The following is a 21,288-nucleotide window of genomic DNA, read 5'->3' on the forward strand; positions in this document are numbered from 1 at the left end:
ACAATCCCGTTGAAGCGTCAACCTCACGACCGGTCTCACCGCACGGGCGGGGACCACCACCGGCGGCCGACCTCCTCCATCCGCGCGACGTGCTCGATCACCGACGTCACCCGGCGGTCGGCCGGTTGATCGCGCTCGTCACGGCCCGCAGCGAGGCGGTGACGGTGCTCGGGTGGACGGCGACCCCCCACCGGACCGCGCCGTCGATCGCGCACTCGACGTAGGAGGCGGCGAGGGCGTCCGAGCCCGAGCTCAGCGCGTGCTCGTGGTAGTCGAGGACGCGCACGTCGATGCCCTCGGAGGCGAGGGCGTCGGTGAACGCGGCGATCGGGCCGTTGCCGGTGCCGACCACCCGCCGCTCCTCCCCGTGGACGGTGACGGAGGCCTCGATGCGGTCGTGCCCGTGCTCGTCGTCGTGGGTGACCGTGTAGTCGTGGCCGACGACGGGTCCGCTGTTGTGGAGGTACTCCCGCTGGAACGCCTCCCAGATCTGCGCCGGGGACATCTCGCCTCCCTCGGTGTCGGTGTGCCGCTGCACCGCGCCGCTGAACTCGATCTGCAGCCGGCGGGGCAGGTCCAGCTTGTGCTCCGACTTCATCACGTAGGCCACGCCCCCCTTGCCGGACTGGCTGTTGACCCGGATGACCGCCTCGTAGCTGCGGCCCAGGTCCTTGGGGTCCACGGGCAGGTAGGGGACCTCCCAGCGGAAGTCCTCGACCGGGACCCCGGCGGCGCGCGCGTCCCGCTCCAGCGCCTCCAGACCCTTCTTGATCGCGTCCTGGTGGCTGCCGGAGAACGCGGTGAACACCAGGTCGCCGCCGTAGGGGTGGCGCTCGGGGACCGGGAGCTGGTTGCAGTGCTCGACGGTGCGGCGCACCTCGTCGATGTCGGAGAAGTCGATCTGGGGGTCGACGCCCTGGCTGAGCAGGTTCATGCCCAGGGTGACGAGGCAGACGTTGCCGGTGCGCTCGCCGTTGCCGAACAGGCAGCCCTCGATGCGGTCGGCGCCGGCGAGGTAGCCCAGCTCGGCCGCGGCGACGCCGGTGCCGCGGTCGTTGTGCGGGTGCAGGGAGAGGACGACGTTCTCACGGTGGTCCAGGTGCCGGCTCATCCACTCGATCGAGTCGGCGTAGACGTTGGGGGTGGCCATCTCCACGGTCGCCGGCAGGTTGATGATGACGGGGCGCTCCGGGGTGGGGACGAACACCTCCATCACCGCGTTGCACACGCGGACGGCGAACTCCAGCTCGGTGCCGGTGTAGGACTCGGGGGAGTACTCGTAGGTGATCTCGGTGTCGGGGTAGCGGGCCCGCAGCTGCTCCTCGTGCTTGACGCAGATGCGCGCACCCTGCACGGCGATGTCGACGATCTCGTCCTCGGAGGCGCCGAAGACCACCCTGCGCTGCAGCGTCGAGGTGGAGTTGTAAAGGTGGACGATCGCCTGCCGGCAACCCGCGATGGACTCGTACGTGCGCTCGATGAGGTGCTCGCGCGCCTGGGTCAGGACCTGGATGACGACGTCGTCGGGGATGAGGTCCTCCTCGACGAGCATCCGCACGAAGTCGAAGTCGGTCTGGCTGGCCGCGGGGAAGCCGACCTCGATCTCCTTGTAGCCCATCCGGACCAGGAGCTCGAACATGCGCCGCTTGCGCTCGGGGGTCATCGGGTCGATCAGCGCCTGGTTGCCGTCCCGCAGGTCGACCGCGCACCAGCGCGGCGCTGCGGCGATGGTGCGGTCCGGCCAGGTGCGGTCCGGCAGGTCGACCGCCGGGTATGCGGTGTAGCGGCTCACGGGCATGCCGCTCGGCTGCTGGGGGTTGCGGCGGATCACGTGCGTCGTCGACGCGGGGGAGGTCACCGGGTCGGCGGTGGGTACGGGGGTCTGGATGCTCATGGGGGTGCGGGCTCTCTCGCTGGGTCTGCGTCCGTGGTCCGTCGGGCGACAGCAGGACTCCGCAGCGAGGGCCGGACCTAGGAGGTCTCGCTGCGGCGCGGAAGGAGGAGCAGAGCAGTCATCGCCCGCCACCCTAGCCGATGCACGTGACGCCGCGTCAAGGTGGGTCGCGTCACAGCCTGGTCCGCCGCGGACGGGCGAGGTCCTCGGTCAAGACTTGGTCAAGTCTCTTCTCCCCCCGCTCCCTGAGCGGCAGACTGGCCGGACGCCCGTCCCCGCGTCCGACGCAGAACCCCTCCAGGAGTGCTCATGGTCCCCTTCTCCTCCCGCCGTGCCGTGGTCGGCGTCGTCGCCTCCTCCCTCGCCCTGACGGTGGTCTCCGCGCCCGTCGCCTTCTCCGAACCGCGGAACGGCGGGGGCAAGGGTGGCCAGGAGGTCAACGTCGAGGCGGCCGAGCGCCGCGAGGCTCGCGGTCCCCGCCCGGTCGAGGCGCCCGTCTCGGGGCTGGAGATGCCGGCGTCCTACCCCTTCCAGCCCGAGCTCACGGTCTACCCCGCCGACGCGACGGACCGCTCCTACGCCGGTGACCTCGTCGGTTATGCCGACCTCGCGCCCAGGCTCAACGACCTCATGTCGCGCAGCGACCGGGTGTCGGTGCAGGTCGTGGGGCAGTCGACGAGCGGTCGGGACCTCTACCTCGTCACCCTCACCGCGCCCGAGAGGGCGGCGGAGACCCGGCGCCAGACGGCATACCGGGACCTGATCCAGAACGCCCCCGAGAAGGCGGCGCGGGACAAGAAGCTCGCGGCGGACTACAAGACCCCCGTCTGGTTCTCCTCGAACATCCACGGTAACGAGTGGGAGGGCACAGACGCCTCCCTGGACTACATCGAGGAGCTGGCAACGGCCCCGTGGACGGAGGTCGAGGACCTGCTGACCAACCACCGCCTCTACTTCTCGCTGACGCTCAACCCGGACGGCCGCTTCCTCGGTCAGCGGGCCACGGCGCTCGGTTTCGACGCCAACCGCGACATGATCACCAACGTGACGCCGGAGTCCGCCTCCTACGTGCGCACCACCCAGGCGCTGCTGCCGCTCTATGCCTCCGACATCCACGGCTACACCGGCGTCCTGCAGGTGGAGCCGTGCGGGCCGCCGCACGGGGAGAACTACGAGTACGACCTGTACATCCCGCACAACTACGCGCTCTCGCTGCAGATCGAGCGGGACGTCGTCGAGGCGGACATCCAGGGCAACCCGCTCACCGGCGCCGGCGGGATCCGGATCCCCTACCGGGACACCCCCTCGGGCTGGGACGACTACCCGCCGATCTTCACCGCTCAGTACGCCGCCTACTACGGCGCCCTGACCAGCACCGTGGAGCTGCCCCTGGGGCGCGTCGGAGGGGTCCAGACCCCCTCTGGTGCGGCGACCAACAGCGCTGTCGCGCTGCAGGTCATCCGCAGCACCGTCGACTACATGGCGGAGAACGACACCGAGATCCTGGCCAACCAGATCGAGTTCTTCCGGCGTGGGCTCTCCGGCGAGCCGAAGGCCGCCCTGACGCAGGAGGACGTCGCCGCGGTGCCCGGCCCGGAGCAGTGGAAGGAGCTGTGGGACGTCGCGGACGACCAGGACCCGGTCGCCCTGCCCCAGGCCTACGTGATCCCGGTCGGCGCCGGACAACGGTCGCTGAGCGACGCCACGGCGCTGGTGGACCAGCTGTTGCGGCACGACGTCGAGGTGCGCACCCTCAACGCGGCCACCACGGTCGCCGGCACGACGTACCCGCGCGGCTCCTACGTCGTCGACATGGCGCAGCCCAAGCGGGCCCTCGCCAACACGCTGCTGGACCTGGGCACGGACATCTCCGCCAAGGTGCCGTTCATGTACGACATCTCGGCGTGGAGCTACTCCTACCTGTGGGGGGCGAGCGTCGACAAGGTCGGGGACGTCACCGACGGCCGGGTGCTGCGGACCTCTGCGGTCGAGCGCGCGACCCGGCAGGCCACCGTCCCGGCCCGCGCCCAGCACGTCACCTTCGACGTCGCCGGCGCGCGGGACTACGTGGCGCTGAACGACCTGCTCGCGGACGAGGCGGTGGCCTGGCTGCTCCCCTCCGGTCAGGCGGTCGTCGCCCCCGAGTCGCACTCGTTGGCCGTCAACGTGGCGCTGGAGCACGACATCGCGTTCCGGGCCGCCACTCGCGCGGAGATCGCGACGGTCACCGCCGGGGGGGCCAAGGAGCTGGACGAGGTCAACGTCGGCTACACCGGCAACCAGGACCACGTGAACTCGCTGCGGCAGCTGGGCTTCGACCCGGTGCCGGTCTCCACGGCGACGATCACGGCCGACCCCTCCCTGCTCGAGGACCTCGACGTGATCTGGCTCGGTGCGGCGCTCAGCTTCAGCGGCACCCAGGCGACCGGTCGTGACGCGTTGCAGGCGTGGCTCGACGAGGGGCACGCGCTCGTCGGGTCCGGCAACAACGCCTTCATCACGGCACGGACCTTCGGGCTGGTCTCCGCGACCGCGAGGAACGGGAACCGCGACGGCAACGGCATCGTCGCGGTGGACACGCCGGAGGACTCGATCCTGGCCAACTACCCGCAGTCCTCGGCCTTCGTCTACCCGGCGCAGTCCTACACCGGGCTCGGCGCCGGCACCAGGGCCGAGCAGACCTACGGCGAGGGGGACCCGCTGCTGGCCGGCCACTGGCGTGCGACGAGCGCGACGGACGGCCCGCTGGCCGCGGCCGGTAACGCGTCGGTGATCTCGGGCGAGTCGGCGACCGGCGGCAAGGCCGTCGTCTTCGGGACGTCGGTCTTCTACCGCACCCACCCCAAGGGCGGTCAGAGCCAGGCGGCGCAGGCCATCTTCTGGGCCACCCCGGAGGGCTGAAGCCACAGCGTCCGTCGCGGCGGCACCCGGTCCGGACCGGCACGAGCGAGCGCGCTCGGGGCCGGTCCGGACCGGCATCTCATCGGCACGGACCTGCCGTGGCCGGAGGACCTACTCGACGGCGGCGGTGACGACCGGTGTCCAGCCCGGCCGCCGCGCCTCGAAGGCCGTGATGTCGGCCTCGTGCTCGAGGGTGAGTGAGATGTCGTCGAGGCCGTTCTCCAGCCGCCAGGCGACGTAGTCGTCGATCTCGAACGGGGCGACCACGTCGCCGCAGGTCACCCGGCGGGCCGGCAGGTCGACGGTCACCGTCGTACCGGGCTCCGCCTCCAGCTGCTTCCAGATGAGCTCGATGTCACCCTGTCCCAGCTGGGCCGTGAGCAGCCCGCCCTTGCCGGAGTTGCCCCGGAAGATGTCCGCGAACTTGCTGGACAGCACCGCGCGGAAGCCGTACTGCTGGAGCGCCCACACCGCGTGCTCCCGGCTGGAGCCGGTGCCGAAGTCGGGACCGGCCACGAGGACCGAGCCGGCGGCATACCCCGGCTGGTTGAGCACGAACCCGGGGTCCTCGCGCCAGCGGGCGAACAGCCCGTCCTCGAAGCCGGTCCGCGCGACCCGCTTGAGGTAGTGCGCCGGGATGATCTGGTCGGTGTCGACGTCGGAGCGCCGCAGGGGTACCCCGACACCGGTGTGCGTGGTGAAGGGCTCCATCAGACCAGGACCTCCAGGTCGGCGGGGGAGGAGAGGGTGCCGCGCACCGCGGTTGCGGCGGCCACCGCCGGGGAGACGAGGTGGGTCCGGCCCCGGGCGCCCTGGCGGCCCTCGAAGTTGCGGTTGGAGGTGGAGGCGCACCGCTCCTCGGGGGCGAGCTGGTCGGGGTTCATGCCCAGGCACATCGAGCAGCCGGCGAGGCGCCAGTCGCCCCCGGCTGCGGTGAAGACCTCGTCCAGGCCCTCCTCCTCGGCCTGCAGCCGCACCGCGTGGGAGCCGGGCACGACGAGGAGCCGCACTCCCTGCGCCACCCGGTGACCACGCAGCACGTCGGCGGCCAGCCGCAGGTCCTCGATCCGGCCGTTCGTGCACGAGCCGAGGAAGACGACGTCCACCGGGATCTGCCGCATCGGCGTGCCGGCCTCCAGACCCATGTACTCCAGCGCCCGGCGAGCCGTGTCCTTGGCGTCGTCCTCGCCGAACGTCTCCGGGTCCGGGACGGCCTCGCCGAGCTGGACCGACTGGGCCGGGTTGGTGCCCCAGGTGACGTAGGGGGTCAGCTCGGTGGCGTCGATGTGGATCTCGGCGTCGAAGACCGCGTCGACGTCGGAGGGCAGCTGGCGCCAGGCCGCGACGGCGGCGTCCCAGTCGGCGCCCTGCGGGGCGTGCGGCCGACCCTGCAGATAGGCGAAGGTCGTCTCGTCGGGGGCGATCATCCCCGCCCGCGCGCCTGCCTCGATGGACATGTTGCAGACCGTCATCCGGCCCTCCATCGACAGGCTCCGGATCGTCGAGCCGCGGTACTCCAGGACGTAGCCCTGCCCGCCTCCCGTGCCGATGCGGTGGATGACCGCCAGGATGATGTCCTTCGCCCCGACCCCGACCGGCAGCTCGCCCTCGACGGTGACGGCCATCGTCCGGAACGGCTTGAGCGGCAGCGTCTGGGTCGCCAGCACGTGCTCGACCTCGGAGGTGCCGATGCCCAGGGCCAGCGCGCCGAACGCGCCGTGGGTGGAGGTGTGCGAGTCGCCGCACACGATCGTCATACCCGGCTGGGTCAGGCCGAGCTCGGGCCCGATGACGTGCACGATGCCCTGACCGAGACGGCCGCGCTCGTGGTGGACGATCCCGAACTCGGCGCAGTTGGTCCGGAGCGCGTCCAGCTGGGTCCGCGAGGTGAGGTCGGTCACCGGGCCGAGGGTCGTCGGCACGTTGTGGTCCTCGGTCGCCACCGTCAGGTCCGGCCGGCGGACCCCCCGCCCGGCCAGCCGCAGTCCGTCGAAGGCCTGCGGGCTGGTGACCTCGTGCACGAGGTGGAGGTCGACGTAGAGCAGGTCCGGCTCACCGTCCGCAGAACGGACGACGTGCTGCGCCCAGACCTTCTCGGCCATCGTGCGGCCAGCCATGACGGGCCCCTTCCTGCGGGTCGTGGCGGGTGGGTAAGAATGCATGCACTGTAGTGCCCGTGCCTTGACGCGACGTCACCGGAGGTCCTCCATGCGCTCCCACTCCATCGCCGTCCTGCCCGGTGACGGCGTCGGTCCCGAGGTGACGTCGGCCGCGCTCGCCGTCCTCGACGCGGCCCAGGAGCGGCACGGCTTCACGACCACCCGCACCGACGTCTCGCTCGGCGCGGAGCACTACCTCGCCACCGGCGAGCTGCTCGAGGACGAGGCGGTCGAGCAGCTCCGCGGGCACGACGCGATCCTCTTCGGCGCCATCGGCAGCCCCGCCGTGGCCCCCGGCATCCTCGAGCGCGGCATCATCCTCGCGCTGCGCGGCGCCATGCGGCAGGCCATCAACCTGCGGCCCGTCCGGCTCTACCCGGGCGTCCCGACCCCCATTCGCGGGCTCACCCCGGAGCGCTGCGACCTCGTCATCGTCCGGGAGAACACCGAGGGCGCCTACGTCGCCCAGGGCAGCACCGTCCACCGCGGCACCCCCGCGCAGGTGGCGGTCCAGGAGTCGGTCAACACCTGGTATGCCGTCGAGCGCGCCGTGGACTTCGCGTTCCGGCTGGCGTCCGAGCGCCGCGGGCGCCTCACGCTGTGCCACAAGACCAACGTGCTCGTCGAGGCGGGTCGGCTCTGGACGGCGGTGATGGAGGAGGTCGGCGCGCGTCACCCGGACGTGGAGACGGACTACGTCCACGTGGACGCCATGTGCATGCACCTGCCGGTGAGCCCCGAGCGCTTCGACGTGGTCGTGACCGACAACCTCTTCGGGGACATCGTCACCGACCTCGGTGCGGTCCTGCAGGGCGGGCTCGGCGTGGCGGCCAGCGGCAACCTCAACCTCGACGGGGCCGCGCCGAGCATGTTCGAGCCCATCCACGGGTCGGCGCCCGACATCGCCGGCCGGGGCTGGGCGAACCCTGCCGGTGCCTGCCTCTCCCTGGCGATGATGCTCGGGCACCTCGGCGAGGGCGAGGCGGCCGCGGCGGTCGAGTCCGCGACGGCCGCCGTGCTGGCCGACCTCCCGGCGCTCGCCGGCGCGGGGATGGGTGCCTCGACGCAGGAGCTGGGGGAGCGTGTCGCGGCGCTCGTCCGGGACGGGGGTGCCCCCGAGGTGGAGGGCAGCCTGATGAGCCAGCTGGCCCGGGTGATGGCCGGCCTGCGGCCGTCGTCGTGACCACCGCGGCAGGCCTCTGGCCCGCGCACGTGACCGTCGACCTCGACGCGATCCGTGACAACGTCCGTACCCTGCGTGATCGTGTGGGGGGCGCCGAGCTGATGGCTGTCGTCAAGGCCGACGCCTACGGCCACGGGCTGGTCCCGGCGGCCCGGGCCGCCCTCGCCGGCGGGGCCTGCGCGCTCGGGGTCGCCCAGCCGGCCGAGGCGCTGGCCCTGCGGGCGGCCGGCGTCGAGGCGCCCGTGCTCACCTGGCTGGTCGTGCCCGGCCCGGACCTGCGGCCGCTGGTGGACGCCGACGTGGAGGTCGCGGTGTCCGACCCCCGCCTGCTGGACGAGCTCGCCGCCACCGCCCGCGCCGCCGGGCGTCCGGCCACCGTCCAGCTCAAGGCGGACACCGGGCTGGCGCGCAACGGCGCCTACGCCCTGCGCGTCCGCCCGGACGACCCCCGCACCGACTGGGTCGCCCTCGCCGACCGCGCGGCCCGGCTGCAGGCCGAGGGGGCGGTGCGCGTGCGCGGGGTCTTCAGCCACTTCGCCTACGCCGACGCCCCGGAGCACCCGACGGTGCGCGCGCAGCAGGAGGTGTTCGCCGACGCCGTGGCTGTCGCCGAGCGGGCCGGTCTGGCGCTGGAGGTGCGACACCTCAGCAACTCCGCCGCGACCCTGACCAACCCTTCGGCCACGTGGGACATGGTGCGGCCCGGGCTGGCCGTCTACGGCCTGTCGCCCGTGCCGGACGTCGGCAGCGCCACCGACCTCGGGCTGCGCCCGGCCATGCGGGTCAGCGCCCGGGTCGCGGTCGCCAAGCGCATCCCCGCCGGTCAGGGAGTCTCCTACGGCCACACCTACGCGCCCTCCTCGGAGACCACCGTGGTCGACGTCCCTCTCGGGTATGCCGACGGCGTGCCCCGCCACGCCTCGGGCACCGGGCCGGTGCAGGTGGGTGGCCGGCGGTTCCGGGTCTCCGGCCGGGTCTGCATGGACCAGTTCGTCGTGGACGTCGGCGACCTCGACGTCGTGGCCGGGGACGAGGTGGTGCTCTTCGGCGCCGGGGACGCCGACGAGCCGACGGCGCAGGACTGGGCCGAGGCGGCCGGCACGATCAGCTACGAGATCGTCACGAGGTTCGGGCCACGCGTGCCCCGGGTCTACGTCGGCGCGGACGTCGGCCGGGACGGCGGGACCATCTCGGGGGCGGACGGGTGAGCGGGCCGCTGCGCCTGGACCTGCCCACGAGCGAGGACACCCGCGCGCTGGGTGCCCGGCTCGGCGCACTGCTGAGGGCGGGGGACCTCGTGGTCCTGACGGGTGACCTCGGAGCGGGCAAGACCACCCTGACCCAGGGCCTGGCCGAGGGCCTCGGGGTGCGGGGGCCGATCACCTCGCCGACCTTCGTCATCGCCCGCGTGCACCCGTCGCTGGTGGGCGGCCCGGCGCTGGTCCACGTCGACGCCTACCGGCTGGGGGGCGAGGCCGAGCTGGACGACCTGGACCTCGACACCTCCCTGGAGGAGTCGGTGACGGTCGTGGAGTGGGGGCACGGGCTGGCCGAGCACCTCGCCGAGGAGCTGCTCGAGCTGGAGCTGCAGCGCTCCGGCACCGAGGACGGCGACCAGCAGTCGCGCACGGTGACCCTGCGCCCGGTGGGGGACCGGTGGCGGGACCTGCAGAGCCTGCTCCCGTAGGGTGAGCCCCGTGGACAACGCTGCGATCCTGGTGGTGTGCACCGGCAACATCTGCCGGTCCCCCGTCGTCGAGCGCGTCCTGCAGGCCGGGCTCGACGAACGCTACGGCGCCGGCGCCGTCCAGGTGCGCTCGGCCGGGACCGGAGCGCTGGTCGACCACCCGATCGACGAGCGCGCGGCCAGGGTGCTGGCCGGCCTCGGCGGCCGGGCCGACGGCTTCCGGGCCCGCCGCCTGGCGGAGCCGATGGTCGCCGGGGCGGACCTCGTCCTCACGGCGACGCGGGAGCACCGGGCCCAGGTCGTGCGGATGCACCCGCGCGCGCTGAAGCGCACCTTCACCGTGCGTGAGCTGGCTGACATCGTCTCCCGCCTCGCCGACGACGAGCTCCCGGCCCGCGACGACCCCGCGGAGCAGGTCCGCGAGCTGGTCCGGGTCGCCGTCCAGAACCGGGGTCTGCACCTGCCGGCCGAGGCTGCGGACCACGACGTCGTCGATCCCTTCCGGCGCGAGGACGCCACCTACGACCTCATGCGCGACCAGGTCTCGACGGCTCTCCCGCACCTGCTGCGGGCGCTCAGGGCCCGACCCTCCCCAGTCATACCCCCGGGGGTTTCCTGACTTCGCTGCGCATGAGGGTAGACGCGGTGGGGTAGGGACTGATTAAATGCCCGAGGGTAAAGAGTTGGTAAGGAAGAATGCCGGTCCCGTGAATAGTCGGCCTTCCTGCCAGCACGGCAGATGGGTCATCAGTGACAGCTTCAATCGAGGTCTCTCCGCGGTCGGGGGTGACTGCGGTCTACGGCGAGCGAGCCGTGGGTGCGCCTCCGTTCTTCGTCATGCCCGACGCGTTCGCGCTGGGCCGTAGCTCCCGCGTGCGCACCACGGCCGGGGCCCGCAGGTATCTGAGGGGCTACCTGCGCACGATCCGTCTCCTCGACGTCGTGTGCGTCACCCTCGCCCTGCTCGCCGCGCACCTGCTGCGCTTCGGCACCGACTCGCCCTCGCTCAACGCGCCCTGGTTCTCGATCGGTTACACCTCGGTGTCCGTGGCGCTCGGGGTCGGCTGGCTGCTCAGCCTGCGGCTGCAGAACGCCTACGACGGCCGGCTCGTCGGCCACGGGGTGCAGGAGTACCGCCAGGTGTTCCAGGCCTCGACGTGGCTCTTCGCCGTGCTGGCCATCGTCGCGTTCGCCCTCAAGCTCGACTTCGCGCGCCTCTTCGTGCTCATCGCCTTCCCGCTGGGCACCGTCCTCCTTCTCGCCGGCCGCTGGTCGGCCCGTCGCTGGCTCGTCCGTCAGCGGCGCCGCGGGTTGCTCTCGGACCGGGTCCTGCTCGTCGGCGACCGCGAGCACGTGGCCAGTCTCGTCGTGGCCCTGCGCCGGGCCCCCGACGCGGGCTACCACGTCCTCGGCGCCTGCGTCGACGCCACCCCCGCCGGCAAGGTCGCAGGGGTCCCGGTGGTGGGGCAGGAGGCCGACGTGCTCGTCCGAGCCCTGGAGCTCGACGTCAACGTCGTCGCGGTCTCCTCCTCGGCCGGCCTGGGGCAGACGGGTCTGCGCAAGCTGGGCTGGGCCCTCGAGGGCACCGACATCGACCTGGTTGTCGCCCCGGGGATCATGGACGTCGCCGGGCCCCGGGTCCTCACCCGTCCGGTGCAGGGCCTGCCGCTCATCCATGTCGAGGCACCGACCTTCGCCGGGCCCCAGCTCGTCCTCAAGAACGTCAGCGACCGGGCCATGGCCATCCTCGGCAGCATCATCCTGCTGCCCCTGATCCTGGGGGTGGCGCTGGCCGTCAAGCTCGAGGACGGCGGCCCGGTGCTCTTCCGCCAGGAGCGGGTGGGCCGCGACGGCCGCACCTTCTCGATGTACAAGTTCCGCAGCATGGTCGTCGACGCGGAGAACCACCTGCCCCGGCTGCTCCTGGCCTCGGAGGGCTCGGGTCCGCTGTTCAAGATGCGCAGCGACCCGCGGGTGACCCGCGTCGGCCAGGTGATCCGCCGCTACTCCCTCGACGAGCTGCCCCAGCTCCTCAACGTCGTGCGCGGCGACATGAGCCTGGTGGGGCCACGGCCGCCGCTGCCCCGCGAGGTCGCCGAGTACGAGGTGGACGCCCGGCGCCGGCTGCTCGTCAAGCCGGGCATGACCGGCCTGTGGCAGATCAGCGGCCGCAGCGACCTGGCCTGGGACGAGTCGATCCGCCTGGACCTCTACTACGTCGAGAACTGGACCCCCCTCCTCGACCTGATGATCCTGTGGCGGACCGCGGCCGTGGTCGTGCGCCCGGACACCTCCGGCGCCTACTGACCGGCCCGCGCGCCGGTGGGTAGGGTGCGGGCGTGACCAGCGCCCAGATCGCCTACCTCGGCCCCGCGGGCACCTTCACGGAGCAGGCCGCGAGGCAGTGGGCCCCCGACGACGCCGCCGACGCCTGGCCGGCGCCGAGCGTGCCGGCGGCCGTCGAGGCGCTGCGCGAGGGGCGCGTGCGCGAGGCCGTCGTCCCGTTCGAGAACTCCGTCGAGGGATCGGTCCCCGCGACCCTCCAGGCGCTCCTGGACGGGAGCACCGACGACGGGGTGCGGATCATCGGCGAGCTCCACGTCGAGGTGCAGTTCTCCCTCCTCGTCCGGCCGGGCACCACGCTCGGGCAGGTGCGCACGGTCGCCTCCCACCCGCACGCGTTCGCCCAGACCCGCGACTGGCTCTCGGCCCGGTTGCCGCAGGCGCAGCAGGTGCCCGAGAGCTCCACCGCGCGGGCCGCCCAGGCGGTGGCCGAGGGCGGGTATGACGCCGCCGTCGCCGCTCCCGGCGCGGCGACGGCATACCGGCTGGTCCCGGCAGCGGAGCACATCGCCGACCGCGAGGGAGCGGTGACCAGGTTCGTCGTGCTGCGCCGGGGCGCGGCCCTGCCCGCGCCGACCGGGGGCGACCGGACCACCCTGGTCGTGCTCATCTGGCAGAACCGACCGGGCGCGCTGCTGGAGCTGCTGGAGCAGTTCGCCACCCGGGGCATCGACCTGAGCCGCCTGGAGTCGCGGCCGACGGGGGAGGGCCTGGGGGAGTACTGCTTCTGGATCGACGCCGACGCCCACCTGTCCGAGCAGCGGATGCGCGAGGCGCTCACCGGGTTGCGCCGCACCTGCCGCGAGGTGCGCTTCCTCGGCTCCTACCCGCGCGCCGACGGTCGGGCGGCCGAGGTGCCGCCGCACGCCGACGACGACGCCTACGCAGAGGCCCAGGGATGGGTGGAACGGCTGACCCGGGGGTAGGCCCTCAGGCGTCCAGCCGCAGCCAGTGCTGCCAGCCGTTGTTGAGCACCAGCCAGGCGATCAGGCCGTAACCGGCCTGACCGGGGTGGACCGCGTCGCCCGCGGCGAGGTCCGACTGCCACTGGTCGTGGGACGCGAGCGGGGTGAAGCAGTCCACGAACGGCACGCCGCGGCGCTGGCACACGTCGGACTGGGCCTCCATGAGCACCCGGACCCGGTCGTTGACCTCGTGGTCCAGCGTCGGGGTGGGGCCGACCACGAAGCAGGCGATCCCCGTCGAGCTGGCCTCGTCGAGGATGTTCGCCATGTTGAGTCGCGAACGCGCGGTCGTCAGTCCCTGCGCGACGTCCTCGGCGCCCATCGAGACGACGAGCCGCCGCTCCGACCTGCCCGCCCAGCGCGGCGGGCACTCCACCCGCCACCGGTTCATCACGTCGGCCGAGCTGCTGCCGCGCACGCCGAGGTTGTAGGAGGTCAGGCCGGCGTCCTGGGTGTCCGTGCGGCCCACCACCCGGGAGACCCAGCCCAGGGCCTTCGGGTCGCCGTACCCGGCCACGAAGCCGTCGCCCACGAAGCAGAGCCCGATGTCGCGCGGTCCCTCCGTGACCGTGAAGTCCGCGCTGGGGGTGTAGTGCAGGTCGACGGGTCCCCCGTCGGTCCGCTCGTCGGTGGTCACGTCGTCATCGCCTCCGCCATGCTGGGTCGCTCACTCGTCGTCGTCCCGGGCGAGCCAGGTCGCCAGCCGGTCGACCGGGGTCTCGAACTCGGGGTGCAGGTCGACGAAGGTCCGCAGCTGCTCGGACAGCCAGCCCAGCGTCACCTCGTCCCCGCCCCGGCGCTCGGCCAGCTCCTCGATCCCACGGTCGGTGAAGTACACGTAGGCAGGTTAACGCCCGGGCCCCGCCGAGCCCGGGAGGCTCAGGCTGCGGTGCCAGGACTGCGTCGTGTAGGCCGTGGTCCAGCCCAGGCTGAGGTAGAGCCCGTCGGCCCCCGTGGGCGAGTGGGCGTCCACCTCGAGCTTGACCGACTCGCGCCCCCGGACGGCGGCGTCCGCGACGACCGTGCGCAGGAGGGACTTGGCCACCCCGCGGCCCCGGGCCCGGCGGTGGACGCCGATGTACTCCACGTAGGTGGAGTCGGGGCGGGCGCGTCCGTGCTCGTCGACGCCCCCCGTCGAGGTGGTGGCGACGAGTGCACCGGCCGGCTCGCCGTCGACGGTGGCGAGCCACCAGTGGTCCCAGCGGTGCCCCGGATCCTCGCGCAGCCGGTTGACGAACTCCTCGAAGGTCTCGCGGTAGGAGTTGAAGTGGTCGGCGAAGGACTCCTCGAGGACGAGGTGCACGGCGCGCAGGTCCTCCTCCTGCGGCATCCCCACGCCGTCGTCACGCCGGACGCGGCGGATCTCGACGCCGGGCCGGGTCACCACCGGCTCGGCATCCGTCCCCGGGTCCACCGGCCGGGTCATCTGCCACCACTCGCGGACCTGCTCGTAGCCGGCCGCCGCGAGCCACCGCTGCTGGCGCGGGTCGTCGGCGTAGGCGCCCGAGTCCAGCTGGGTGGTGGCCATGCCGCGGCGCTCCAGCACCTCCCGTCCGAGGTCCTCGGCCCGGCCGAAGCCGTGCGCGGCCAGAGGGTCGGCGTGGTGGTCGGGCAGGTCGGGGTCGACCGTCACGCCCACCAGCACCCGTCCCGCGGCCCGGTCGTGGCAGTTGATCCAGGCGCGCAGGACCCCGTCGGCGTCGCGGACCACCTCGTGCAGCCGGGTGCTGGCGCCGCGGCCGGTGACCTCGGCGGCCACCGACTGGCTGTCCGCCCCCGGCCAGCCCCGCGCCTCCCGCTCGTGCCTGCGCAGGAGCCGCGCGAGGTCGTCCAGGTCGTCGGCGTCGGGCGGGTAGGCGGTGAACCCGGCGGGCAGGGCAGGTCCGGCGGCGCTGACGGTCATGCGGGCCAGTGTGCCAAACGCTCCACGCCGCGGACGTGGTCCAGGTGACCCAGCACGAGCCGGCTGGTCTCGACCGGACGCTCGAGGCTGGGCAGGTGACCGGCCCAGGCGAGCTCCACCAGCTTGCCGTGCGGGACCTCCCCGGCCACCCGACGGGCGGTCGCGGAGAAGTCCGGGAGGTCGTGGCCGCCCGCCACGGCCAGGGTCGGCGCGGTCACGTCGGCGAGGTCGAGGGGGGTGTCGTCGTCGGACTCCTCGGCCGCGCCGGCGGCCAGCTGGAGGGTGTAGGCCCGGTGCTGCATCGTCAGGACGAGCTCCCGGGCGGCGTCGTCCGCCTCGGGGCCGACGAAGTGATCGACCATGAGTTCCGAGGCGCCGTCGAGGTCGCCCGCGTCGACGAGCCTGACCTCCTCCCGCCACAGCCGCCGGAGCTCCTCCGACGGGGTGAGGTCGGGGGCCGCGGGGCACAGGAGGGCCAGGGCGGCCACCCGGGCGGGCGTCCGGGTCGCGACCCGCAGCGCGACGGAGCCCCCCGCCGAGGCACCGACGAGGGCGAACCGGTCGAGCGCGAGGGTGTCCGCCACCTCGAGGACGTCGTCCGCCGCGTCCCACGGCCGGGTCCCGGCCGGGGTCCTGCCGAAGCCCCGCAGGTCGGGAAGGACCACCCGGTAGCCCGCGGTCACGAGGACGTCCCGCTGGTGGTGCCACATCCTGGAGTCCGCCACGCCCGCGTGCAGGAGGAGGACAGCCGGTCCCTCGCCGACGACGTCGGTGCTGATGGTCACCGGGACACGGTAGGGCACCACCGGCGGCCCGGGGGATGGTGGTCGGACCGTGCGCCGACGTCCCCGCCGCGCCGTGCCCGCCCTCTGCGGCACTCACAGGCCCGAACCCTCAAGAACGCCGGATGCATCCGCCCTTTCACACGATTGCCGCCTGTGAGTTGCCGCGACGAGGGAGGTCAGGCGGGCGGCGGGCGGGCGGTGGGTGGGTGGGCGGGCGGGTGGTCAGAGGATCGCGGCGAGCGTCAGCGTCAGCGACCGGGAGTCGCCCGGCTGCAGGAGGACGCCGTCCGGGTCGCTGTTGAAGGCGTCCGGGGGACAGGTCATCGGCTCGATCGCCGCGCCCCGCCGGCCGATCCGGTCGCCGGTGTAGAGCTGGACCCAGCGGGCCTCGCTCGTCATCCGCACGCCCACCGTGTCCGGGTGGGTGAGCTCGACCACCCACCGGCCCTCCGGCAGGTCGGTGTAGGCGTTGTCGACCAGCCGCTCACCCACCTCCGTGGGCGCGAGGAAGTCGTGCGGGGTGCCCGCCACCGGGGCCAGCCCCGCCGGCGAGAGCCGCTCGTCGGTGAGGAGCACGGTCGGCGCCGGGAGGTGCAGCGTGCACTCCGCCAGCGGCCGGTCGTCGCAGGAGAGGTAGGGGTGGGTGGAGGCACCGAACGGTGCGGGTCCGGACCCCTGGTTCGTGCCGGTGACGGTCAGGGTGAGCCCCTGCCCAGCGTCCAGCGCGTAGGTGGCCCGGCAGAGCACGTCGAAGGGGTAGCCGTAGGTCGCCGGCAGGTCCAGGACCCACGACCCCGCCCCCGACGAGGAGGTCTGCAGGTCCCATGCCTGGAAGGCCCCGAGCCCGTGCAGGGCCGCTCCCGTCTGCGGCTCGTCCACCGGCAGCCGGTATGACGTGCCGCCCACCTCGTACCGGCCGCCCACCACCCGGTTCGGCCACGGGACCAGGGTGCGGCCCTGGTAGCCGTCGGCGAGGTCGTCGTCCGCGCGGACGGGCTGGACGAGGTGCCGGCCCCGGTGGGTGAGGGACAGCAGGCTGGCCCCCACCTGCCCGACCCGGGCCTCGTAGCTCCCGGCAACGAGCGTGGTGATGCTGCCGTTGACGGTCATGCGCTCTCCTCGAGGACGACGACGGGGTGGCGGGTGCCGGTGGTGGACTCCCGCGGCACGAGGGACCACGGCACGTCGGGGTGGGCGGGCTGCGCCGTCGACCCGTTGATCCGGTCGATCAGCAGGTCGAGGACGGTGCGGGTCAGGGCGTCCAGGTCCGGGCGGATCGTCGTCAGGGCCGGGGTGTGGAAGCGCCCCTCGGGGATGTCGTCGAACCCCGCGACGGCGATGTCGTCGGGGACCCGGACCCCTGCCTCGAAACAGGCTCGGAGCGCGCCGACGGCCATCAGGTCGTTGAAGGCGAAGACGGCGTCCGGGCGGTGGGCCGCGGGCAGGTCGAGCAGGGCGCGCATCCCGAGGTAGCCCTCCGCCCGACCGAACCCCCGCACGCGCACCACCCGTTCGGCCGGAAGCTCGACCCCGGCGGCGTCGAGCGCCTCCCGGTAGCCCCGCAGCCGGACCGAGGCGGTGCCCTCGCGCAGCTGCCGCCCGAGCGCGGCCAGCCGGCGACGGCCGGTGCCGAGCAGGTGCTCGCCCATCGCTCGGGACGCCGCGACCGAGTCCACCGCCACGTGGTCGAACTGCGTCGGTGTCCGCCGCTCGCCCAGCAGCACCAGGGGGAGGCTGTCGGTGCGGGCGGCGATCTCCTCCGCGGTCAGGGTCAGCGGGCTGAGGATGACGCCGTCGACCATGTGGGCCCGGATGCCGGAGAGGACGAGACGCTCCTGCTCGGGGTCCCCGCCGGTCTCGTCGAGGAGGAGGAGGAACCCGCGACGGGTCGCCTGCTCGGACAACCGCGCGGCGACCTCGGCGAAGTACGGCTGGGTGAGCTGCGGCAGGGCCATCGCGATGAAGCCGCCGCGCCCGTGCTTGAGCTGGCGGGCGGCGAGGTTGGGCCGGTAGCCGAGGGCGGTCAGCGACGCGCTCACCCGCTCGCGCATCGCCGGACTGACGTGGGGCTGGTCGTTGACCACGTTCGAGACGGTCTTGACGGACACCCCGGCATGGAGCGCCACGTCCTTCAGCCTGACCGCCATGCGGTCATCGTAGGGGGCGGGAGGGTCGCGCCGGGGGCCGTGCCGGTTCGTCTTTACAACGTTGCACACCACCGGCATACTCAGGCAGAGCCGCAACGGTGATCCGTTGTAAACCCGGGAGACAAGGACGTCGCAATGAACCCGCAGAGCAGCCGCACCCCCTTCAACCGCCGGACCTTCCTGTCGCTGGCCGCAGCCGGAGGCATGTCGGCCACGCTGGCCGCCTGCGGCGGAGGCACCTCGCCCCGGGACGCGGGCGGGGCCGATCCCGTCGCCGCGAGCGGTGACGGCGGCGCGAGCGGCTACGACGGTCCGAACGTGGACCTGGCCTTCTGGAACGGCTTCACCGGCGGTGACGGCCCGACGATGAAGGCCCTGGTCGACCAGTTCAACACCGAGCACGCCAACATCGCGGTGACGATGACGACCATGCAGTGGGCCGACTACTACTCCAAGCTGCCGACCGCGGTGTCCTCGGGCAACGGTCCCGACGTGGGCATCATGCACGTCGACTCCGTCGCCACCAACGCCGCGCGCAACGTCATCCAGCCGCTCGACGACGTCGCCACCGCGCTGGAGCTGCAGGAGTCGGACTTCGCCCCCGTGCCGTGGCAGGCCGGCATCTTCGACGGCAAGCGCTTCGCCATCCCGCTGGACGTCCACCCGCTCGGCTTCTACTACAACAAGGCGCTCATGGAGGAGGCCGGTCTCGACCCCGAGGCCCCGCCCACCGACGAGGCGTCCTACATGGAGGCGCTCGAGGCCCTCAAGGGCGCCGGCATCCAGGGCCACTGGGCCAGCCCGTTCCCCTTCACCGGCGGGCTGTCGGTGCAGAGCCTCATCTACCAGTTCGGCGGCAGCCTCTTCAACGAGGACGGCACCACGGTCCTGTGGGCCGAGGAGCCGGGCGTCAAGGCGATGACCTGGTGGGCCGACCTCATCAAGCAGGGGTACTCCCCGGCCAAGGTCGACCAGGACGCCGACTACGTCGCCCTGAAGAACGGCGAGAACGCCTTCAACTGGAACGGCATCTGGCAGATCAACGACCTGAAGCAGACCGACCTGGAGTGGGGCGTCGCCGCCCTGCCCAACATCGGCGGCACGCCGGCGGCGTGGGCAGGGTCGCACCAGTTCGTGCTCCCCGTGCAGAAGTCGGCCGACGAGAACAAGGCCCAGGCCTCGCGGGTGTTCCTCAACTGGATCAGCGAGCAGTCCCAGGCCTGGGGCGAGGCCGGTCAGGTCCCCGCCCGCAACTCCGCACGGGAGGCCGAGGAGTTCACCTCGCTGGAGGAGCAGAACACGCTGGCCAGCCAGATCGACGACCTCAAGTTCCTGCCGGCCGTCCCCGGCATCGGCGACTGCATGGGCGAGTTCGACAAGGCGCTCAACGCCTCGGTGCTCGGCGGCGCCGACCCGGCGAAGGCGCTGGCCGACGCGGCGGCGCGCGCCCAGAAGATCCTGGAGGACAACGCCACCAAGTACGGCCGCTGACGATGGCACGCCGCACCTCGGCGGGGGCGGGCGGCCGCGCCGGCTCGCCCCTGACGCCCTACCTGTTCCTGGCGCCGTACCTGGTCCTCTTCGTCACCTTCGTGGCCATCCCGGCCGTGCTGGGCCTGTGGATCAGCCTGCACAACTGGGACTACATGCTGGACAACCGTCCTTTCGTGGGGCTGCAGAACTACGCGGCGCTGTTCGACGAGACGTCCGTCTACTACCCGGACTTCTGGAACGGCATGAAGAACACCCTGATCTTCACGGTCGCGAGCGTGCCCTTCCTCGTGGTCCTGCCGCTGCTGCTGGCGCTGCTCCTGCACCAGAGGTTCCCGGGTCGGACCTTCTTCCGGGCGATGTTCTTCGCCCCCTACGTGCTCGGCGTCGCGGTCATCGGCCTGATGTGGCGCTACCTGCTGGACAGCAACTTCGGCATGGTCAACGACATCCTCGGCACCGAGATCGCCTGGACCACCTCCCAGCCCTGGGCGTGGGTCTCCCTCGTCTTCGTCACGGTCTGGTGGACCCTCGGCTTCAACGCGATCATCTACCTCGCCGGGCTGGGCGACATCCCCACCGAGCAGTACGAGGCGGCCGCCCTCGACGGCGCGGGCTGGTGGGGCAAGTTCGTCAACGTGACGCTCCCCGGCCTGCGGCCCGTCCTGGTGTTCATCATGGTGACGACGATCCTGGCCAGCGCCAACATGTTCGGGCAGTCCTACCTCATCACCCAGGGCGGCCCCACGAACTCCACCGAGACGGCGATCATGGAGATCCTCGACCTCGGCCTGTCGCGCTACCAGATGGGCGCGGCGGCGGCGGAGAGCTACCTGCTCGCGCTGTTCCTCGGCGTGGTCTCGATCGTCAACTTCTGGCTGATGCGGGACAAGGACGCCGCGGCCCAGAACAAGCTGCTCAAGCAGCAGCGCAAGGGCACCGGCACCCGTCGTCCGGACGACGTGCCCGCGACCCCTGCGAGCCTGGAGGTGTCCCGATGACCAAGGTCGCCCGCAACCCGCTGCTGTGGGTGCTGCTGCTCCTGCTCTCGCTCATCTTCATGGGGCCGCTCGTGGTGATGGGCCTGACCGCCCTGAAGACGCCCGGCGACGCCCAGGCCGCGGACTGGTCGTTCTGGCCGTCGGAGTTCACCGCCCGGGCGTTCGAGCTGCTCTTCAGCTCGCCCGACAACCCCATCCTGCGCTGGTTCCTCAACTCGCTGATCGCGGCCTCGGCGCACTCGGTGCTCGTGGTGATCACGGCCTCGCTCGCCGGCTACGCGCTGGCGCGGATGGACTTCCGGGGCAAGAACATCATGTTCGCGATCATCATCTCGACGATGTTCGTGCCGGGCTTCATCTTCATGATGCCGAACTTCCTCATGCTCGACCGGTTCGGCTGGCTGGACACCCTGCTGGCCATCGTCGTGCCGGGCGCCGCCGGGGCGTTCGGGGTGTTCTTCATGCGGCAGTTCTTCCTCTCGCTGCCCAAGGAGTTCGAGGAGAGCGCGCGCATCGACGGGGCCGGCCCGTTCACGACGTTCTTCCGGATCATGCTGCCCAACGCCACCCCGGCGCTGGTCACGCTGCTCGTCCTGAGCTTCCTGGCCAACTGGAACGACTTCATCTGGCCGCTCTACGTGCTCTTCAACGACGCCAACCTGACGCTCCAGCCCGGCCTGTCCAAGCTCCAGGGGGCCTACACGATCGACTACCCGGTCATCATGGCCGGCGCCGTCATCGCCTCGCTCCCGGTCCTCATCCTCTACACCTTCGTCCAACGCTTCGTGATCGAAGGCGTGGCCAGCTCCGGAGTCAAGGGCTGACCGCT

19 protein-coding genes are annotated in these 21,288 nt (G+C 72.4%); 10 read left to right on the forward strand and 9 right to left on the reverse strand.

Annotated elements, in window-relative coordinates; genetic code table 11:
* Positions 1–106 precede the first annotated feature (106 nt).
* Complete coding sequence (gene leuA, locus D4B81_RS04775; RefSeq protein ID WP_237565832.1) at positions 107–1,798, reverse strand: 2-isopropylmalate synthase; 1,692 nt, start codon at positions 1,796–1,798, stop codon at positions 107–109.
* A gap of 405 nt (positions 1,799–2,203) precedes the next feature.
* On the opposite strand from leuA, the gene D4B81_RS04780 reads away from it, so the two are divergent.
* The gene (locus D4B81_RS04780; RefSeq protein ID WP_122261320.1) at positions 2,204–4,795 is read left to right on the forward strand and encodes a M14 family zinc carboxypeptidase; all 2,592 of its coding nucleotides are present in this window, start codon (positions 2,204–2,206) and stop codon (positions 4,793–4,795) included.
* Positions 4,796–4,906: 111 nt separating this feature from the next.
* Here the strand turns inward: D4B81_RS04780 and leuD are convergent, their stop codons facing one another.
* The gene (leuD, locus tag D4B81_RS04785) at positions 4,907–5,506 is read right to left on the reverse strand and encodes a 3-isopropylmalate dehydratase small subunit (RefSeq protein WP_122261321.1); all 600 of its coding nucleotides are present in this window, start codon (positions 5,504–5,506) and stop codon (positions 4,907–4,909) included.
* Positions 5,506–6,912 carry a 3-isopropylmalate dehydratase large subunit gene (gene leuC / locus D4B81_RS04790; RefSeq protein WP_122261322.1) on the reverse strand — a complete coding sequence of 469 codons (1,407 nt, stop codon included), beginning with the start codon at positions 6,910–6,912 and terminating at the stop codon, positions 5,506–5,508. Before leuC ends, leuD begins: the two co-directional genes overlap by 1 nt.
* 91 nt (positions 6,913–7,003) lie before the next feature.
* On the opposite strand from leuC, the gene D4B81_RS04795 reads away from it, so the two are divergent.
* The 6 genes from D4B81_RS04795 to pheA all read left to right on the forward strand — a co-directional run bounded on the left by D4B81_RS04795 (position 7,004) and on the right by pheA (position 13,093).
* Entirely contained in the window at positions 7,004–8,137 is a 1,134-nt protein-coding gene (locus D4B81_RS04795) for a 3-isopropylmalate dehydrogenase (protein WP_122261323.1), read from the forward strand.
* Complete coding sequence (alr, locus tag D4B81_RS04800; RefSeq protein WP_122261324.1) at positions 8,134–9,345, forward strand: alanine racemase; 1,212 nt, start codon at positions 8,134–8,136, stop codon at positions 9,343–9,345. The genes D4B81_RS04795 and alr overlap by 4 nt, the downstream gene beginning before the upstream one ends.
* Positions 9,342–9,824 carry a tRNA (adenosine(37)-N6)-threonylcarbamoyltransferase complex ATPase subunit type 1 TsaE gene (tsaE, locus tag D4B81_RS04805; RefSeq protein WP_202613567.1) on the forward strand — a complete coding sequence of 161 codons (483 nt, stop codon included), beginning with the start codon at positions 9,342–9,344 and terminating at the stop codon, positions 9,822–9,824. Before alr ends, tsaE begins: the two co-directional genes overlap by 4 nt.
* Positions 9,825–9,834: 10 nt before the next feature.
* Positions 9,835–10,443: an arsenate reductase/protein-tyrosine-phosphatase family protein gene (locus tag D4B81_RS04810; protein WP_161964987.1), complete on the forward strand. Its 609-nt coding sequence runs from the start codon at positions 9,835–9,837 to the stop codon at positions 10,441–10,443.
* 194 nt (positions 10,444–10,637) lie between these two features.
* Positions 10,638–12,131, forward strand: a complete 1,494-nt coding sequence (locus D4B81_RS04815; RefSeq protein WP_202613568.1) for a sugar transferase — start codon at positions 10,638–10,640, stop codon at positions 12,129–12,131.
* A gap of 32 nt (positions 12,132–12,163) precedes the next feature.
* Positions 12,164–13,093 carry a prephenate dehydratase gene (gene pheA / locus D4B81_RS04820; RefSeq protein WP_122261326.1) on the forward strand — a complete coding sequence of 310 codons (930 nt, stop codon included), beginning with the start codon at positions 12,164–12,166 and terminating at the stop codon, positions 13,091–13,093.
* Between the two features lie 4 nt (positions 13,094–13,097).
* On the opposite strand, the gene D4B81_RS04825 is transcribed toward pheA, so the two are convergent.
* The 6 genes from D4B81_RS04825 to D4B81_RS04845 form a co-directional block, all read right to left on the reverse strand.
* On the reverse strand, positions 13,098–13,769 hold the full coding sequence (locus D4B81_RS04825; protein WP_122261327.1) for a GDSL-type esterase/lipase family protein: 672 nt from the start codon (positions 13,767–13,769) through the stop codon (positions 13,098–13,100).
* Positions 13,770–13,799: 30 nt separating this feature from the next.
* Positions 13,800–13,970: a DUF6104 family protein gene (locus D4B81_RS18430; protein WP_202613569.1), complete on the reverse strand. Its 171-nt coding sequence runs from the start codon at positions 13,968–13,970 to the stop codon at positions 13,800–13,802.
* A 9-nt stretch (positions 13,971–13,979) separates the two neighbouring features.
* Positions 13,980–15,035 carry a GNAT family N-acetyltransferase gene (locus tag D4B81_RS04830; protein ID WP_122261328.1) on the reverse strand — a complete coding sequence of 352 codons (1,056 nt, stop codon included), beginning with the start codon at positions 15,033–15,035 and terminating at the stop codon, positions 13,980–13,982.
* On the reverse strand, positions 15,032–15,820 hold the full coding sequence (locus D4B81_RS04835) for an alpha/beta fold hydrolase (RefSeq protein WP_122261439.1): 789 nt from the start codon (positions 15,818–15,820) through the stop codon (positions 15,032–15,034). The genes D4B81_RS04830 and D4B81_RS04835 overlap by 4 nt, the downstream gene beginning before the upstream one ends.
* 222 nt (positions 15,821–16,042) lie before the next feature.
* Complete coding sequence (locus D4B81_RS04840) at positions 16,043–16,930, reverse strand: aldose-1-epimerase (RefSeq protein ID WP_122261329.1); 888 nt, start codon at positions 16,928–16,930, stop codon at positions 16,043–16,045.
* Positions 16,927–17,967 (reverse strand): LacI family DNA-binding transcriptional regulator, encoded by a 1,041-nt coding sequence (locus D4B81_RS04845; RefSeq protein WP_122261330.1) that lies wholly within the window; start codon positions 17,965–17,967, stop codon positions 16,927–16,929. The genes D4B81_RS04840 and D4B81_RS04845 overlap by 4 nt, the downstream gene beginning before the upstream one ends.
* A gap of 135 nt (positions 17,968–18,102) precedes the next feature.
* Between D4B81_RS04845 and D4B81_RS04850 the strand changes: the two genes are divergently transcribed.
* From D4B81_RS04850 to D4B81_RS04860, 3 genes are read left to right on the forward strand one after another with little or no spacing between them, the layout of a single operon-like run.
* Positions 18,103–19,458: an ABC transporter substrate-binding protein gene (locus D4B81_RS04850; RefSeq protein WP_122261331.1), complete on the forward strand. Its 1,356-nt coding sequence runs from the start codon at positions 18,103–18,105 to the stop codon at positions 19,456–19,458.
* A 2-nt stretch (positions 19,459–19,460) separates the two neighbouring features.
* A complete protein-coding gene (locus D4B81_RS04855) occupies positions 19,461–20,459 on the forward strand; it encodes a carbohydrate ABC transporter permease (protein ID WP_122261332.1) in 999 nt (332 codons plus the stop codon).
* Complete coding sequence (locus D4B81_RS04860) at positions 20,456–21,283, forward strand: carbohydrate ABC transporter permease (protein WP_122261333.1); 828 nt, start codon at positions 20,456–20,458, stop codon at positions 21,281–21,283. Before D4B81_RS04855 ends, D4B81_RS04860 begins: the two co-directional genes overlap by 4 nt.
* Positions 21,284–21,288 lie beyond the last annotated feature (5 nt).

It is taken from the genome of Ornithinimicrobium cerasi (assembly GCF_003702705.1).
In the GTDB taxonomy this organism is placed as follows: Bacteria; Actinomycetota; Actinomycetes; order Actinomycetales; family Dermatophilaceae; genus Ornithinicoccus; species Ornithinicoccus cerasi.